This is a genomic window from Janthinobacterium sp. LPB2021202312-11-4, assembly GCF_037049705.1.
GTDB lineage: Bacteria > Pseudomonadota > Gammaproteobacteria > Pseudomonadales > Pseudomonadaceae > Aquipseudomonas.
The window spans coordinates 1-15,445 of sequence record NZ_JBAGKV010000005.1; the positions used below are offsets into that span (position 1 = coordinate 1).

At 59.7% G+C, this 15,445-nt stretch carries 15 protein-coding genes; 2 read left to right on the forward strand and 13 right to left on the reverse strand.

From position 1 onward, the window contains the following. Positions 1 to 253: 253 nt before the first annotated feature. From V5E99_RS07005 to V5E99_RS07065, 13 genes are all read right to left on the reverse strand, one after another. Positions 254 to 655 carry a DMT family transporter gene (locus tag V5E99_RS07005; protein WP_499801788.1) on the reverse strand — a complete coding sequence of 134 codons (402 nt, stop codon included), beginning with the start codon at positions 653 to 655 and terminating at the stop codon, positions 254 to 256. Then, a complete protein-coding gene (locus V5E99_RS07010) occupies positions 648 to 1,043 on the reverse strand; it encodes a DMT family transporter (protein WP_499801789.1) in 396 nt (131 codons plus the stop codon). Before V5E99_RS07010 ends, V5E99_RS07005 begins: the two co-directional genes overlap by 8 nt. A 195-nt stretch (positions 1,044 to 1,238) precedes the next feature. After that, positions 1,239 to 1,577 carry a GlpM family protein gene (locus V5E99_RS07015; RefSeq protein ID WP_499801790.1) on the reverse strand — a complete coding sequence of 113 codons (339 nt, stop codon included), beginning with the start codon at positions 1,575 to 1,577 and terminating at the stop codon, positions 1,239 to 1,241. Then, positions 1,577 to 2,902, reverse strand: coding sequence for a two-component response regulator AauR (gene aauR / locus V5E99_RS07020; RefSeq protein ID WP_499801791.1), 1,326 nt, complete (start codon positions 2,900 to 2,902; stop codon positions 1,577 to 1,579). Before aauR ends, V5E99_RS07015 begins: the two co-directional genes overlap by 1 nt. Beyond that, complete coding sequence (gene aauS / locus V5E99_RS07025) at positions 2,899 to 4,800, reverse strand: two-component sensor histidine kinase AauS (protein ID WP_499801792.1); 1,902 nt, start codon at positions 4,798 to 4,800, stop codon at positions 2,899 to 2,901. Before aauS ends, aauR begins: the two co-directional genes overlap by 4 nt. 156 nt (positions 4,801 to 4,956) lie before the next feature. Then, complete coding sequence (locus V5E99_RS07030; RefSeq protein WP_124361503.1) at positions 4,957 to 5,691, reverse strand: amino acid ABC transporter ATP-binding protein; 735 nt, start codon at positions 5,689 to 5,691, stop codon at positions 4,957 to 4,959. Beyond that, positions 5,688 to 6,362 carry an amino acid ABC transporter permease gene (locus tag V5E99_RS07035; protein WP_499801793.1) on the reverse strand — a complete coding sequence of 225 codons (675 nt, stop codon included), beginning with the start codon at positions 6,360 to 6,362 and terminating at the stop codon, positions 5,688 to 5,690. The genes V5E99_RS07030 and V5E99_RS07035 overlap by 4 nt, the downstream gene beginning before the upstream one ends. Next, entirely contained in the window at positions 6,359 to 7,105 is a 747-nt protein-coding gene (locus V5E99_RS07040) for an amino acid ABC transporter permease (RefSeq protein WP_499801794.1), read from the reverse strand. Before V5E99_RS07040 ends, V5E99_RS07035 begins: the two co-directional genes overlap by 4 nt. A 192-nt stretch (positions 7,106 to 7,297) precedes the next feature. Next, entirely contained in the window at positions 7,298 to 8,212 is a 915-nt protein-coding gene (locus tag V5E99_RS07045) for a glutamate/aspartate ABC transporter substrate-binding protein (RefSeq protein WP_499801795.1), read from the reverse strand. A 441-nt stretch (positions 8,213 to 8,653) separates the two neighbouring features. Next, positions 8,654 to 10,192: a glycerol-3-phosphate dehydrogenase gene (glpD, locus tag V5E99_RS07050; protein WP_499801796.1), complete on the reverse strand. Its 1,539-nt coding sequence runs from the start codon at positions 10,190 to 10,192 to the stop codon at positions 8,654 to 8,656. Between the two features lie 246 nt (positions 10,193 to 10,438). Next, positions 10,439 to 11,194, reverse strand: a complete 756-nt coding sequence (locus V5E99_RS07055; protein ID WP_027922833.1) for a DeoR/GlpR family transcriptional regulator — start codon at positions 11,192 to 11,194, stop codon at positions 10,439 to 10,441. Positions 11,195 to 11,289: 95 nt separating this feature from the next. Then, positions 11,290 to 12,795, reverse strand: a complete 1,506-nt coding sequence (glpK, locus tag V5E99_RS07060; RefSeq protein WP_499801797.1) for a glycerol kinase GlpK — start codon at positions 12,793 to 12,795, stop codon at positions 11,290 to 11,292. Between the two features lie 74 nt (positions 12,796 to 12,869). Beyond that, complete coding sequence (locus V5E99_RS07065; protein ID WP_499801798.1) at positions 12,870 to 13,970, reverse strand: MIP/aquaporin family protein; 1,101 nt, start codon at positions 13,968 to 13,970, stop codon at positions 12,870 to 12,872. 121 nt (positions 13,971 to 14,091) lie between these two features. On the opposite strand from V5E99_RS07065, the gene ybaK reads away from it, so the two are divergent. Beyond that, on the forward strand, positions 14,092 to 14,562 hold the full coding sequence (gene ybaK / locus V5E99_RS07070) for a Cys-tRNA(Pro) deacylase (RefSeq protein ID WP_499801799.1): 471 nt from the start codon (positions 14,092 to 14,094) through the stop codon (positions 14,560 to 14,562). 93 nt (positions 14,563 to 14,655) lie between these two features. Next, a complete protein-coding gene (locus tag V5E99_RS07075) occupies positions 14,656 to 15,435 on the forward strand; it encodes a PhzF family phenazine biosynthesis protein (protein ID WP_499801800.1) in 780 nt (259 codons plus the stop codon). The last annotated feature ends 10 nt before the right edge of the window (positions 15,436 to 15,445 follow it).

A 15,445-nucleotide genomic window follows, 5' to 3' on the forward strand; every position in this document is an offset into this window, starting at 1 on the left:
GAATCAAGATCAAAAGATCGCAGCCTTCGGCAGCTCCTACATTGACCGTGCCTGGCAATGGCTCTGTAGGAGCTGTCGAGTGAAACGAGGCTGCGATCTTTTAATCCCCGGAATCCACATCAAAAGATCGCAGCCTTCGGCAGCTCCTACATTGACCGCGCCTGGCAATAGCTCCGTAGGAGCTGTCGAGTGAAACGAGGCTGCGATCTGTTGATCTAACATCGCAGCGTTCGGGGGGATCAAACCTGCTGAGTCAGGTTTGTTCACCCTCGGCGAGTAGCGCAATCCCGCCAATAATCACCGCCACACCCACCCAGTGCAGCAGGCTGATCTGCTCGCCCAGCCCCAGCCACGACCCTAGCAACACCCCAACAAACACCAGCGAACTCAGCGGAAACGCCAGGGACAAACTGCTACGGCGCAAAATCAGCATCCACACGAAGAACGCGCCGATGCCACAGCCCACAGCGAACAGCACGCCGGGATCGACGATCACCGATTGCAGCCAGTGCAGGGTAAAGCTCATCTGGCCGATTTGATCGCCGCCGACCTTGGTTGCGATCTGCCCGGCGCTTTCCAGAATAATCAGCAACGCCCAGAGCACCACGGTGCCCAGTCGCCCATACAGCCAGTCCATCGGTTCAGAATCACGCATGGCCGACACACACGAGCATCACGCCCACCGTAATCACCAGCGTCGCGAGCCAGCGCCGGCGGCTGACGGTTTCACCGAGCACCACTTTGCCTGCCAGCACCACGCCGCAATAGGCCAGGGCCCCGGCCGGGAACAACAGGCTCAACGGGGCGCGGGACAAGGCTTCCAGCCAGACGAAAAACTCCAGCGTGTAGGCGCCGATCCCGGCCCACAGCAACGGGGCGTTGAACACCTGGCCCCAGAATGCGTTCAGGCGAAAACCGCCCTCGAGTTCTGGCAAACGGTCCAGGCCGAGTTTGAAACAGAGCTGGCCGATGACGTCCAGCGCGATGGAAAAGGCGACCAGCAGGATGACGGTCAGCGTCAGGTCGGGATCTAAGAAGGTCACGGTCAGGATTCACCCTTTGGCGGGCGCTCTCCGACACCGGGGTTCATCCAGCATGAAGGCCGGCCGAGAGGGCTTTGGGGGTAAATGCAAGGGCCGGGCCAGCCCTTGGAGAATCAAAAGATCGCAGCCTTCGGCAGCTCCTACAGGGGGGCGCGCAATTCTGTAGGAGCTGCCGAAGGCTGCGATCTTTTGATCTTAGGCGTGAAGACGAACCCAAACAGTCACGAGCACGGTCGCGGCGATCAACCAGCCGACTGCCGCCACCGCCAGCGAAGCCTCCAATCGCATCCGGTCCACCATCACGTACAACGTCGCCAAATAAACGAAGTACGGAATGATCGACCACATGCCAAACACAATGGTGGTCTTCAAATCGTCGACCGAGCGGCCCTTGCCAACGATGTAATGGGCGATCAGCGCAAAGGTCGGAAACAGCGGCACCAAACCGGCGATGTAATAGTTTTTGGTCTTGGCCAGCGCCGCCAGGATCAACACCACCGCCGCGCCCAGTGCTGCTTTAAGAATCAGGTCCATCAGTGGCTCAGCCCGTATTTCTTGACTTTGTCGAACAGCGTGGTCTTGGCCATCCCCAATTCCAGGCTGGCCTGGGTCAGGTTGCCGCCGCTGCGTTGCAAGGCGTCGTTGAGCAGGTTGCGTTCGAAGGCTTCCACCGCTTCGGCAAACCCCAGGCCCTGATTGCTGCTGGTGCCGGTCTTCTTGAACGCCGGCAAGCCGAGGGCGAAACGCTCGGCGACGTTGCGCAATTCCCGCACGTTGCCCGGCCAGTCGTGGCTCATCAGGTGCGACAGGGTCTGGTTGTCCATCTCCGGCACCGCGCGGTCGAAACGCAGGGATGACTGCTGCAGGAAATGTTCGAACAGTTGCAGGATGTCTTCACGACGTTCGCGCAGCGGCGGCAATTCCAGGGTGACGACGTTGAGGCGGTAATACAAATCGCTCCGGAATTCCCCGGCCTTGCTCGATTCCACCAGGTCGGATTTGGTCGCCGCAATCACCCGGCAATCCACCGCCACGCTCTGGTTCGAACCGAGGCGTTCAAGGGTGCGCTCCTGCAACACCCGCAGCAGTTTGATCTGCAACGGCAGCGGCATGCTTTCCACTTCATCGAGGAACAGCGTGCCGCCGTCGGCGTGTTCGATCTTGCCGATCCGCCGTTTACCGGCGCCGGTGAAGGCATTGGCTTCGTGGCCGAAGATTTCGCTTTCGAACAGGTTTTCCGGCAGACCGCCGCAGTTCAGCGCGACGAACTGCTTGGTGTGGCGGCGGCTGAAATCGTGCAGGCAACGGGCGACCAGTTCCTTGCCGGTGCCGGTTTCACCTTCGATCAACACGTTGGCCGAGGTATCGGCGACGTTGGCGATCAATTCGCGCAAGTTCTGCATGGCTGGCGAGCGGCCGATGATCCGTCCTTCGAGGGAATCGCGCTCGGCCAGTTGCCGGCGCAGCGACGAGACTTCCCGGGCCAGGCTGCGTTGTTCCAGGGCGCGGCGGGCCACGTCCACCAGGCGTTCCGGGGAGAAGGGTTTCTCCATGAAGTCGTAGGCGCCTTTCTGCATCGCGCCCACCGCCATGGAGATGTCGCCGTGGCCGGTGATCAGCACCACCGGCAGGCTGCGGTCCCGGGCCTTGAGCCGGGTCAGCAGCTCCAGGCCATCGATGCCCGGCAGGCGAATGTCGCTGATGACGATCCCGGCAAAGTTCTCGCCGACCCGTTCCAGGGCTTCTTCGGCGCTGCCCACGCCGATGCAGGGAATGTCTTCCAGGGTCAGCGCCTGTTGGCAGCCGAGCAGCACATGGGGGTCGTCTTCGACGATCAGCACACTAAGGTCGTTGTTCATATTGGCTCGGCGGGAGTGGGGCTTACCAACGGTAAACTGAGGACGAAGGTGGTACCACCGCTGGCCGGGTGTTCGACACCCAAGTGGCCGCCGGTGGCCGCGGCCAGGCTGGCGGAAAGGGTCAGGCCGAGGCCCAGGCCCTGTTCGCCGGGTTTGGTGGTGAAGAACGGTTCGAACAGATGCTTGCGCGCTTCGGCGTCGATGCCGTGGCCGTTGTCGCGCACCCGCAGGCGATATTTGCCATCGAACTCTTCGCCTTCCAGCCACAACTCTGGCAGCGGTTGCGCCTGCATGGCGTCAAGGGCGTTGCCGATCAGGTTGACCAGAATCTGCTCCAGGCGCGTCTGGTCGATTTGCACCTGCATATCTTGGAAGTCGCGATGTTGCTGCAGGTGTGCGCTTTCTACGCGACCGCCGAGCAGTTGCAGCGCAGCGTCCACCGCTTTGCCGAGGCTGGCCTGGCCCTTGTCATCGCCGCGGCGGGCGAAGGAGCGCAGGCTGGCAGTGATCCGGCCCATGCGGTCGATCAGTTCATTGATGGTTTTCAGGTTGGTGCTGGCGATGTCCAGCTGACCACGTTCCAGGAAGCGCACCGTGTTGCCGGACAACGTTCGCAACGCGGCCAGCGGCTGGTTCAGTTCGTGGGCGATGCTGGTCGACATCTGGCCGATGGCCGCCAGTTTGCCGGCCTGGACCAGTTCATCCTGGGCCCGGCGCAAGGTCTCTTCGGCTTGCCGTCGTTCGCGGATCTGGCCCTTGAGCCGTTCGTTGCTGGCGCGCAGGTCGGTGGTGCGTTCGGTAATCCGACGCTCCAGTTGATTGTTGGCTTCCTGCAAGGCTTCCCGGGCGGCGAGGCGGGTGGCGATGACCTTGCGCCGCTCGTTCCAGGCGATCAGCAGGAACGCCACCAGGGCAAACGCCACGGCCACCAGAATGCCCTGGTTGATTGCTTCCCGGCGCAAATCCGCGAGGGGCGTGAGCAGGGTGAAATTCCACGGCGTATCGCTCAGCGGCCGGGTCTGGGCCAAGTAGCTGATGTCCTGTTCGTCGGAGGCCAGTTCGCTGTTGGCGGGGAAGGTCAGTTTCTCCACGCCTTCGGCCAGGGTCTCCCGGGCCAGGGGTTGCAGTTCGTTCAGCGGGAACCAGTAGTACTGCAGGCTACGGGCGAGTTTTTCCTTGGTCTCGTCGCTCAGCGGCACCACGGACTTGAGCCGGCGCGCCGGGTCGCTGGAGAGAATGATGATGCCGTTCTCGTCGCTGACGAACGCTTCCAGACGCGCCCGTTGCCAGCGTTCTTCCATGGCTTCGAGGCGCACTTTGACCACGGCCACGCCGATGATCTTGCCGTGTTCTTCCAGGCCGTGGGCCAGGTAATAACCGGGTTCGCCGTTGGTGCTGCCGATGCCGTAGAACCGCCCCGGCTGCCCACGTATGGCGCTCTGGAAATAGGCTCGGAAGGACAGGTCTTCACCGAGGTAGCTGTCGACATCGCGCCAGTTACTGGTGGCCAGTACGCGACCGGTGGTGTCCATCACATAGATAGCCCGACTGCGGCTGCGCCGGTTCAGGCCTTCCAGGTAATCGTTGACCGTTTGCCGGATTTGCGGCGACGGGTCGTCCAGCAGTTTTGACACGCTGGATTCAAGTTCCAGCAGGCTGGGCAGGTAGGTGTACTTGCTGATCTCACTCTCGACGGCGCGGGCGTGCAGTTCCAACTGACGCTGGCCGTTCTCGCTGAGGCTGCGGATGCCGTAGTGTTCACTGACCCAGAAGCCGATGTAACCCAACCCGATCATCAGGGCGATGACCAGCGGCGGCAGGAACAGATGACGAATCAGACGGGGTTTCACGGCGAGTGATGGCGGCGCGGCGCGATAGAGAGTGGGGTCGCATTTCATCACAGATGCCTTGGGTCAACCACTACAAGCCTGAGCAACCCCGTAGGAGCTGCCGAAGGCTGCGATCTTTTGATCTTGATTCTTTGAGAATCCCAGCAGATCAAGATCAAAAGATCGCAGCCTTCGGCAGCTCCTACGGGGGCGGCTGTGTGGTGTTTAGTGCTGCAAGATCTTCTCGAGGAAGTGCTGCGCACGCTCGGAGCGGGCGCTGATGTCGCCGAAGAATTCCTCTTTCGGGCAGTCTTCGATGATCTTGCCCGCGTCCATGAAGATCACACGGTCGGCCACTTTACGGGCGAAGCCCATTTCGTGGGTCACGCACATCATGGTCATGCCTTCGTGGGCCAGTTGCACCATCACGTCGAGCACTTCGTTGACCATTTCCGGGTCGAGGGCCGAAGTCGGTTCGTCGAACAGCATGACGATCGGGTCCATGGCCAGAGCCCGGGCAATTGCCACGCGCTGCTGCTGACCACCGGAGAGTTGGCCGGGGTGCTTGTGAGCGTGAGCGGACAAGCCGACGCGCTCCAGCAGTTGCAGGCCTTTCTTGGTGGCTTCTTCCTTGCTGCGGCCCAACACCTTGATCTGCGCGATGGTCAGGTTTTCGGTGATGGTCAGGTGCGGGAACAGTTCGAAATGCTGGAACACCATGCCGACCCGCGAGCGCAGTTTCGGCAGGTTGGTCTTCGGGTCGGCGATGGAGGTGCCATCGACGATCACGTCACCTTTCTGGAACGGTTCCAGGGCGTTGACGCATTTGATCAGGGTCGATTTGCCCGAGCCCGACGGGCCGCAGACCACAATCACTTCGCCTTTTTTGACCTCGGTGCTGCAATCAGTCAGTACCTGGAAGTCGCCATACCACTTGTTGATGTTCTTGATAGAGATCATACGGCAAACCTTTTTTGCAGACGCTTGACCAGCAGCGAGGCGGCAAAGCTGATTGTGAAGTACACCAGACCTGCGAAGATCAGGAACTCATTGGAGCGACCAATGATGTCGCCACTGGCGCGCGAAGCATTGAGGAAGTCCACCAGGCCGACGGTGTAGACCAGCGAGGTGTCCTGAAACAGGATGATGCTTTGTTGCAGCAACAGCGGGGTCATCTTGCGGAACGCTTGCGGCAGGATGATCAGACGCATCATCTGGCCGTAGTTCATGCCCAGTGCCTGGGCAGCGCCCATCTGGCCCTTGGGAATCGATTGCACGCCGGCGCGGACGATTTCGCAGAAGTACGCCGCTTCGAACATCATGAAGGCCACGATGCACGAGGTGAACGCGCCGATCGGGGTGTCTTCGCCGGTGATCCAGCGCAACACGAACGGCACCGCCAGGTAGAACCAGGTGATCACCAGCAGCAGCGGGATCGAGCGGAAGTAGTTCACGTAGGCGCCGGCAAGGCGCGACAACAGTTTGTTATGGGACAGGCGCATCAGCGCCAGGATCGTGCCGAGGATCAGCCCGCCGACGACGCCCATGACCATCAGCTTGAGGGTCATGACCATGCCGTTCCACAAACCCGGCAGGGACGGAACGATGCCCGAGAAATCGAATTCCATCATTTACCCCCTAGCGAGATCAGGCCCGGGACGGCGACTTTCTTCTCGACCAAGCGCATCAGCAGCATGAGGCTCATGTTCAGGGTGAAGTAGATCAGCGTGGCCAGGGTGAAGGCTTCGAACAGGTTGGCGGAGAACTCGGCAGTCTGTTTGGTCTGCGCGAGCAGCTCCATCAGACCGATCAGCGAGGCCACGGACGAGTTCTTGAAGACATTCAAAAATTCCGAGGTGAGCGGCGGAATGATGATCCGGTAGGCCTGGGGCAGCAGCACGTTCCAGTAGATCTGTGGCAGCTTGAAACCCATGGCGCGAGCGGCCGATTCCTGGCCACGGGGCAACGCTTGGATGCCGGTGCGCACTTGTTCGCAAACCCGTGCAGCGGTGAACAGGCCCAGGCACACGACAACACTCAGGTAAGCCGAGGTGGTCGGGTTGAGGTCTTGCTTGTACCAGTCCTGCAGGTTTTGCGGCAGCAGGTCGGGTATCAGGAAGTACCAGATGAACAGCTGAACCAGCAGCGGCACATTACGGAAGAGTTCGACGTAGCAGGTCGCGATGCCCGATACGATGCGGTTCGGTATGGTGCGCATGACACCCAGGATCGAACCCAGTATCAAGGCAACAATCCAGGCCACGACGGCGATGGCGATGGTCCAGCCCAGACCGGAGATGAACCAGTCGAGATAGGTCTCGCTGCCCACGCCGGTGGACTTGAAGAACACGCCCCAGTCCCAGTTGTAATTCATTAGGGTCTCCCCTCGGATCGATCAATGTACAAGTGCCCGCCTGGGGAAGCTCCGTTCCCGCCTGACCTTGAAGATCAGGCACACGCGATCGGCTCGACAGCCACCGGTTCGAGTGTTTCCAGAATATGCCAGCAGGGAGTGACAACCCTCTGAACGGGCGGGGCCCGGTCAGAGGGTAAGGTTAGTCAGGAATCAGGACTTCTTGTCGTCAGCCGCTTTGTCGGTCGGGCTGGCGATCAGTTTCTTGAGCTCGTCGCTCATCGGGAAGTTCAGGTTCAGGCCTTTAGGCGGGATTGGCTGCATGAACCATTTTTCGTAGATCTTGTTGATCTCGCCCGACTTGTAGGTGGCCACGATCGCGTCGTCGACGGCTTTCTTGAACGGCTCGTCGCCCTTGCGGACCATGCAGCCGTAGATTTCGTAGGACTGTGGGGTGCCGGTGACGGCCCAGTCATCAGCCTTCTTGGCTTTGGCGGCTTCACCGGCCAGCAAGGCGTCGTCCATCATGAAGGCAACGGCGCGGCCCGATTCCAGCATCTGGAAGGACTCGCCGTGGTCTTTGGCGGAGATGACGTTCATGCCCATCTGCTTGTCGGCGTTCATCGACTTGAGGATGCGCTCGGACGTGGTGCCCGCAGTAGTCACGACGTTCTTGCCTTTGAGGTCGTCGAAGTCCTTGTATGCGGAGTCTTTCTTGGACAGCAGGCGGGTGCCGATTTCGAAGATGCCGACGGAGAAGTCAACTTGCTGCTGACGCTCGACGTTGTTGGTGGTGGAGCCGCACTCGACGTCCACGGTGCCGTTCTGCACCAGCGGGATACGGGTTTGCGAAGTGACCAGGTTGTATTTGACCTGGAGGTTCGGCAGGTCGAGGTCTTTCTTGATGGCTTCGACGATTTTCAGCTGGATATCGTGGGAGTAGCCGACCGGTTTGCCGGAAGCGTCCGCGATGTAGGAAAACGGAATGGAAGCGTCACGATGCCCGAGGGTGATCACGCCGGACTCTTTGATCTTCTTCAGTGTGCCGGTGAGTTCGGCCGCGAAAACTGGAGTGGTAATCAGAGCGGCAGCAATGGCTGCGCCCAGGATATGGGGAACGATGCGCATCAAATTTTCCTCGACATTGTTTTTTTTATGGAGCCAGTTCGTCGGCCCTTTTGTGCTTCGAACGCCTGGATGCTCCTGAAGATCGGGCACGGCAGTACATTCGTCCCAGAGTGTAGAGCATGACTCATGCCAAGCCAGGTGATACGGATCAACGTATTGATTTATAAGGGGATTAAAGTTTTATGGCGATTAAACGGGCGCTGAATAATCCGGTTAACCGAATTGACCGGCAGGTCGCGTTCGGAAAACCGAATGTAATGCACCGTAGATCTGTAGGAGCAAGGCTTGCCCGCGATAGCGGTGTATCAGGCACTACATTCCTTTCTGTGAGGACGCCATCGCGGGCAAGCCTTGCTCCTACGGGGGCGGTGGTGTCTGGCAGAATGCAAAAAGCCCCTGAATCGTGAGATTCAGGGGCTTTTCGTTTAACCGGTTTCCCGATCAGGCCGCTTCGATCTTGCTGCGGTTCTGCTCGACCTTACTCAGGTAGGCCGCCAGTTTCTGCTGTTCGTCAGGGGTAGTGAACAGCCCGAGCTTGCTGCGGCGCCACAGGATGTCGTGGGCGGTGGTGGCCCATTCTTCGCTGCACAGGTAATCGACTTCGCGGGTGTAGAGCCCGCCGCCAATGTGCTCACCCAAGTCGCTGAGGCCTTGCACGCCCTCGAGCATGCGCCAGGTGCGGCTGCCGTAGCTGGTGGCCCAGCGGCGGGCGATTTCAGTCGGTATCCAGTCGAACGTGTCGCGAATCTTCGCGCACAGTGCTTGCGGCGTGGTCATGTCTTCGCCGCCGGGCAGAGTCGCCGTAGCGGTCCAGGTCGGCTTGATGTGCGAGAAGTACGGGGCCAGTTGCGCCAGCGCCGATTCGGCCAGTTTGCGGTAAGTGGTCAGCTTGCCGCCGAACACCGACAGCAGCGGTGCTTCTTCGCCACTGCCCGACAACGCCAGGGTGTAGTCGCGGGTCACGGCCGACGGGTTGTCGGATTCGTCGTTGCACAGCGGACGCACACCGGAATAGCTGTGCAGGATGTCGTCGCGGCTGACTTGCTTCTTGAAGTGGGCGTTGACCACTTTGAGCAGGTAATCGGTTTCGGTTTCGGTGATCGCGACAGCCGCCGGGTCACCGGTGTACTCGCGGTCGGTGGTGCCGATCAGGGTGAAGTGGTTCAGGTACGGAATGGTGAACACGATGCGTTGATCTTCGTTTTGCAAGATGTGCGCGTGTTCGCCTTCGTACAGTTTCGGCACGATCAAGTGGCTGCCCTGGATCAGGCGGATGCCGTAGGGCGAATCCATTTTCAGGTCGTCACGAATGAACTTGGCAACCCATGGGCCGGCGGCATTCACCAACGCTTTGGCGCGGATCGAGAACAGGCTGCCATCGGCGCGTTCCAGGTGCAGGTGCCACAGGCCCTTGGTGCGACGGGCGCTGACGCAACGGGTCTGGGTGTGAACGTGGGCGCCTTTCTCGCGGGCGGCCATGGCGTTCAGGACCACCAGGCGGGCATCGTCGACCCAGCAATCGGAGTATTCGAAGCCTTTGGTGATTTCGCTTTTCAACGGGCTGTCCGGGCCGAACTTCAGGCTTTTCGAGCCTTCCAGTTTTTCCCGCTTGCCGAGGTGGTCGTACAGGAACAGGCCGGCGCGGATCATCCAGGCCGGACGCAGGTGCGGGCGATGCGGCAGCACAAAGCGCATCTGCTTGACGATGTGCGGGGCCTTGGCCAACAGCACTTCGCGTTCGGCCAGGGCTTCGCGCACCAGACGGAATTCATAATGTTCGAGGTAGCGCAGGCCGCCGTGGATCAGCTTGCTGCTGGCCGATGACGTGTGGCTGGCCAAGTCGTCTTTTTCACAAAGGAACACCGAAAGACCGCGACCGGCGGCATCCGCTGCGATCCCCACGCCATTGATCCCACCACCGATGACGGCGATATCGTAGACCTCGGCGAGAGGGGGCGTAGGCAAGGTAGAAGTGGGCATCGGCTGGCCTCGGGCTTTTTATGATTTCTGTATTGGAATTCGAACATTAATGTTCATTTGCGAAAATGGTAGCCCATAAAGCCGCCCACAGCCAGCCCGCTTCGATTGAAAATACTGATCGAAGGACGGGGAAAGGAAAATTTACGAACATTAAATGCAAAAGATCGCAGCCTTCGGCAGCTCCTACAGAGGTGAGTGAACCCGTAGGAGCTGCCGAAGGCTGCGATCTTTTAAAGGCTGAAAGCCTTAGACCACCTCGAGCCGAATCTTGTGCTGACTCAACAACTGCGCCAGCGCCGGCACCGGTTGCTGATCGGTGACCAGGCAATCGATCAGGCTGATCGGCCCCAGGCGAATCATGGCGTTGCGCCCGAATTTGCTGGAGTCCGCCGCCAGGATCACCTTCCGCGCGTTGGCGATGATCGCCTGGGACACCCGCACTTCCTGATAATCGAAATCCAGCAGGCTGCCGTCTTCATCAATCCCGCTGATGCCGACCAGGGCGAAATCCACCTTGAACTGGTTAATGAAATCGACACTCGCCTGACCCACCACGCCGCCGTCGCGCCGCACATTGCCGCCAGTCAGCAGGACATCGAAATCGTCCTTGGCACTGAGCATGGAGGCCACGTGCAGGTTGTTGGTGATGATTTTCAGGTGATTGTGGTTGAGCAGCGCCCGGGCAATCGATTCGGTGGTGGTGCCGATATTGATGAACAGCGAGGCGTGATCGGGAATCTGTGCCGCAATGGCTTCGCCGATACGCTGCTTTTCATCGCGCATCTGGTCGGCACGCATGGCGTAGGCGGTGTTTTCGACACTGGAATCGTAGGCCGCGCCGCCGTGGTAGCGACGCAACAAATTGGCTTCCGCGAGCTGATTGATATCGCGGCGGATGGTTTGCGGTGTAACGACGAACAGCGTAGCCATTTCCTCAATGCTGACATAGCCGCGTTCGCGGACCAGTTCGAGGATTTGCTGCTGACGGGGAGGCAGATTCATGGGGCTTCCTTTGGGCTGCCGTGCAAAATTTGCCCATGATGCCGCAGGAATCTGCTCCCTACCAGTTACATACCGATACGAGTACTTACGTTGGCTTATTCAGCCCCTTCATGAGGTTCCCAGTCGCGGGTGCGGCTGACGGCTTTTTTCCAGCCGGCGTAGAGTTTTTCCTTCGCGCTTTCTTCCAGGGCCGGTTCGAATTCGCGTTCGATGACAGCCTTGCCGCGCAACTCGTCCAGGCTGCCCCAGAAGCCGCATGCCAGGCCGGCCAGGTAAGCGGCGCCCAGTGCGGTGGTTTCGCGCATTTGCGGACGCTCGACTTGGGTGCCGAGGATGTCGGCCTGGAACTGCATGAGGAAGTTGTTCGCCACGGCGCCGCCGTCCACGCGCAGGGACTTGAGGCGTTCGCCGGAGTCCTGTTGCATGGCGTCGAGTACGTCGCGGGTCTGGTAGGCAATCGATTCAAGCGCGGCACGGATGATGTGATCCACGCGTACACCACGAGTCAGGCCGAACAGCGCGCCACGGGCATACGGGTCCCAGTACGGAGCGCCCAGACCGGTGAAGGCTGGCACCAGGTACACACCGTTGCTGTCCTTGACCTTGTTGGCGAAGTATTCGGTGTCGTGGGCGTCGTTGATGATTTTCAGTTCATCGCGCAGCCACTGCACGGTCGAACCGCCGTTGAACACTGCGCCTTCCAGCGCGTAGGCCACTTCGCCTTTCGGGCCGCAAGCGATGGTGGTCAACATGCCATGCTTGGACTTCACGGCTTTGTCGCCGGTGTTCATCAGCAGGAAGCAGCCGGTGCCGTAGGTGTTTTTCGCCTGGCCTGGCTCGACGCACATCTGGCCGAACAGGGCTGCTTGCTGGTCGCCGGCAATACCGCCAATGGCAATGCCGCTTTTGGTGTGGCCGTAGATTTCCGAGGACGATTTAACTTCCGGCAGCATCTCGCTCGGGATATCCAGCACGTCCAGCATCTTCGCGTCCCACTCCAGGGTGTGGATGTTGAAGAGCATGGTGCGCGAGGCGTTGGTGTAGTCGGTGACGTGGACTTTGCCGCCGGTAAATTTCCAGATCAGCCAGCTGTCGACGGTGCCGAACAGCAGTTCGCCGTTGCGCGCGCGTTCACGGCTGCCTTCGACGTTGTCGAGAATCCACTTGAGCTTGGTGCCGGAGAAGTACGGGTCGGTGACCAGGCCGGTGGTGTCGCTGATGTATTGTTCGTGGCCATCGCGTTTGAGCTGCTGGCAGATCTCGGTGCTGCGGCGGCACTGCCAGACGATCGCGTTGTAGATCGGGCGGCCGGTGGTCTTGTCCCAGACCACGGTGGTTTCGCGCTGATTGGTGATGCCGATGGCGGCAACCTGGTCGTGATGCAGGCCGGCCTGAGCCAGGGCCTCGACCATCACGGCGCTTTGGGTCGCGAAGATTTCCATCGGGTCATGCTCGACCCAACCGGCTTGCGGGTAATGCTGGACGAATTCGCGCTGTGCGGTGCAGACCACGTTCGCGTCGCGGTCGAAAATGATCGCGCGGGAGCTGGTCGTACCCTGATCGAGGGCAATGATGTAGTTCTTATTCTGAATATCGGTCATGTCGATTGCCTTGGACGAAATAAGGGAGTGAGGTCAGGCGCGGGATCAAATGGCAGGATCACGCGCCAACGGTATCAAGACGTTCTTGGTTTGCCGTCAATGGCCGGTGTTACGTCCTTTGTAGCAGGTTCGGCGTTCGGCAGATGACGGGCAATCAGCCCGCGATAGCCAGCAGCACCGAGGCAGGCACCGACAATCGGTGCAAAAATCGGAATCAGGAAATACGGGATATCGCGCCCGCCGGTGAAGGAAATTTCACCCCAGCCAGCGAAGAAAGTCATCAGCTTGGGTCCGAAATCACGCGCCGGGTTCATCGCGAAACCGGTCAGCGGGCCCATGGAGCTGCCAATCACCGCAATCAACAGGCCGATCAGCAACGGGGCCAACGGGCCTTTAGGCAAGCCGTTGTTGTCGTCGGTCAGGGACATGATCACGCCCATCAGGATCGCGGTGATGATCATTTCAACCAGGAATGCCTGGGCCGTGGACAGGGCCGGGTGGGGGAAGGTGGAGAACACCGACGCCAACTCCAGGCTGGCCTGAGTGCCACGAACCATATGGTGAGTTTGTTCGTAATCGAAAAACAGATTGCTATAGAGCGTGTAAACCAACAGCGCCCCGCAGAACGCGCCAGCCACTTGGGCGAGGATGTAGAAGGGCAGTTTGCGCTTTTCGAAGTCGGCGAAAATGCTCAGGGCGATACTGACGGCGGGGTTGAGATGAGCCCCGGACACACCGGCGGTCAGGTAGATCGCCATGCTGACGCCAACGCCCCAGATGATGCTGATTTCCCACAGGCCGAAGCTGGCACCCGCCACCTTGAGCGCGGCAACGCAACCCGTACCGAAAAAGATTAACAGCGCAGTCCCCAGGAACTCAGCCATGCATTGGCTCGAGAGCGATGGTTGTTTCAAAGCAGTTGTCATCGAAAACCTCTTTTTTGTTGTTGTCTGGCGCTTTGTCATCTTGGTCAAAGCGCGATTTTCACCGAGACAGAATCCCCATCCTGATCTTGGTTTACTGCCGAGTACGACCTGTAGATCATTCCTACAGTATTCGCATTCGAAAAAATATAGACAAGAAACGCTGATGTCAAAGGTCGAAAGTGAACCGTCAGTCATATTTAAACTATTCGTCGCATGAATGATCCTGTGCGTGACCTGTCGGGCGGGCATCAACCTGGCTGCGGATGGCCGCGCCAACCCTTTGAAATAGCGCCGCAATAGAGCCTTTTGTTGATCAATGTCCTAGAATCCGGGGCAGTATTTTTCTTCTGCCGCCAAGCCTGGAGCTGTCATGACCCCCGCATTGGATTTGTTGAAAAAAGTTCGCGCCGAACATCGGGTGCACAGTTACGAACATGATCCGAAGGCGGCGTCCTATGGGCTGGAGGCTGCGGAAAAACTGGGACTGGACCCGGCGCAGGTGTTCAAGACGTTGCTGGCGGCGAGCGAGAAAGGCGAATTGCTGGTGGCGGTGGTACCGGTCGTCGGAACGCTGGACTTAAAGCATCTGGCACATGCCGCCGGGGTGAAAAAGGCTGAGATGGCAGATCCAGCCGCAGCGCAACGTGCGACGGGTTATCTGCTGGGGGGGATCAGCCCACTGGGGCAGAAGAAGCGCTTGCGTACCTTCATCGATCTCTCGGCTCAGCCTTTTGCCAGCATTTTTGTCAGTGCCGGGCGACGGGGCCTGGAGGTGGAGTTGGCGCCGGCGGTCTTGGCCGAGCACACCCAGGCGACGTTCGCCGATATCGGCCGCACCTGACACGGCTCTGTATGGCGTTAATTTGCCGGCTCTGTCACTGGTGCCATTTGGAGGGCGGCTTCATGCTCGCTGACCTGACTTAAGGAGAAGGTTATGCAGCTTGAATTTCATCAGGTCGATGCGTTCAGTGATCGGCCATTCAGTGGCAATCCGGCGATGGTGTATCGGCTCGATGCCTGGCTCGCCGATGAGTTGATGCAAAAGATCGCCGCCGAGCACAATCTGGCCGAAACGGCGTTCGTGGTGCGTGAAGGGTCGGCCTGGCATATCCGCTGGTTTACCCCGACCACCGAAGTGCCGCTGTGCGGGCACGCGACATTGGCCAGCGCTTACGTGCTGTTTGAAATCTACAAGGAGCCGGTCGAGCGTCTGGATTTCATCTGCAAGTCCGGCCCGTTGAGTGTCAGCCGTGAAGGCGAGCGGTTGTGGCTGGATTTCCCGGCCATTGTGCCGTCGGAAGTCGTTGTGACCCTGGACATCGAGCGTGCGCTGGGCGTGGAAGCGGTGGATGTGCTCGGTTCGAATGAATTGTTTGTGGTGCTGGAATCCGAGCAGGCGGTGCTCGATTGTCAGCCCGACATGACGGCGCTGGCGAAGCTACCCTGGCTGGGTGCGATCGTCACGGCCAAGGGCAGTCGGCATGATTTTGTGTCCCGCTACTTCGCGCCGGCGATCGGCATCAACGAAGACCCGGTGACCGGTTCCACCCATTGCAGCTTGATTCCGTACTGGTCGAAACGCTTGGGCAAGTCGAGTCTGACGGCTTATCAGTGTTCGGCGCGGGGCGGGGAGTTGTTCTGTCGGCTGGACGGAGAGCGGGTGAAGATTGGCGGGAATGCGACGCTCGTTGCGCGCGGAACGCTGCACCTGTAGGAGCAAGGCT

Coding starts and splice junctions, on each gene's coding strand:
- V5E99_RS07005 (WP_499801788.1), bottom strand. CDS start 655: ATGCGTGATTCTGAACCGATGGACTGGCTGTATGGGCGACTGGGCACC.
- V5E99_RS07015 (WP_499801790.1), bottom strand. CDS start 1,577: ATGGACCTGATTCTTAAAGCAGCACTGGGCGCGGCGGTGGTGTTGATC.
- aauR (WP_499801791.1), bottom strand. CDS start 2,902: ATGAACAACGACCTTAGTGTGCTGATCGTCGAAGACGACCCCCATGTG.
- aauS (WP_499801792.1), bottom strand. CDS start 4,800: ATGAAATGCGACCCCACTCTCTATCGCGCCGCGCCGCCATCACTCGCC.
- V5E99_RS07030 (WP_124361503.1), bottom strand. CDS start 5,691: ATGATCTCTATCAAGAACATCAACAAGTGGTATGGCGACTTCCAGGTA.
- V5E99_RS07035 (WP_499801793.1), bottom strand. CDS start 6,362: ATGATGGAATTCGATTTCTCGGGCATCGTTCCGTCCCTGCCGGGTTTG.
- V5E99_RS07040 (WP_499801794.1), bottom strand. CDS start 7,105: ATGAATTACAACTGGGACTGGGGCGTGTTCTTCAAGTCCACCGGCGTG.
- V5E99_RS07045 (WP_499801795.1), bottom strand. CDS start 8,212: ATGCGCATCGTTCCCCATATCCTGGGCGCAGCCATTGCTGCCGCTCTG.
- glpD (WP_499801796.1), bottom strand. CDS start 10,192: ATGCCCACTTCTACCTTGCCTACGCCCCCTCTCGCCGAGGTCTACGAT.
- V5E99_RS07055 (WP_027922833.1), bottom strand. CDS start 11,194: ATGAATCTGCCTCCCCGTCAGCAGCAAATCCTCGAACTGGTCCGCGAA.
- glpK (WP_499801797.1), bottom strand. CDS start 12,795: ATGACCGATATTCAGAATAAGAACTACATCATTGCCCTCGATCAGGGT.
- V5E99_RS07065 (WP_499801798.1), bottom strand. CDS start 13,970: ATGCCCGCCCGACAGGTCACGCACAGGATCATTCATGCGACGAATAGT.
- ybaK (WP_499801799.1), top strand. CDS start 14,092: ATGACCCCCGCATTGGATTTGTTGAAAAAAGTTCGCGCCGAACATCGG.
- V5E99_RS07075 (WP_499801800.1), top strand. CDS start 14,656: ATGCAGCTTGAATTTCATCAGGTCGATGCGTTCAGTGATCGGCCATTC.